Origin of the sequence: Pseudomonas meliae, from assembly GCF_001400515.1 — a bacterium.
GTDB lineage: Bacteria > Pseudomonadota > Gammaproteobacteria > Pseudomonadales > Pseudomonadaceae > Aquipseudomonas > Aquipseudomonas amygdali.
Genome location: NZ_LJQT01000146.1, coordinates 435 through 751 on the forward strand (window position 1 = coordinate 435; position 317 = coordinate 751).

Genomic DNA, 317 nt, shown 5'->3' on the forward strand with positions numbered 1-317 from the left:
ACGGTTTCGCGGTCAGCGCTGTAACCTTCAGTCACAGCACCATTCTCAACGTTCTGGCGCGCACGCTGGCGCAGAGTATTTACATCGGAAAGCTGTGATTGCGGTGCAGAAATCATCATTTATCTCCAGGGTTCATCAGGTTTTGCTGTCTCGCTCTGTGTGTTGCCCGGCAGGATCAGCAAAGGTTGTGAGTGCTGGAGGAGGGGAAAAGTTTTATCGGATTTTCGCCGGTGCGGGCGGTTGTGACTGAATGTAAAAATATAAGAAACGAGTGCTGAACACTGCGGTCCCAACCATGGGGAGTATCAGTTTTTTTG

1 pseudogene is annotated in these 317 nt (G+C 50.5%); it reads right to left on the minus strand.

The features are described 5' to 3' along the window. Positions 1-116, minus strand: a pseudogene (locus ALO64_RS26190) (bacterioferritin); the annotation flags it as partial. Positions 117-317 lie beyond the last annotated feature (201 nt).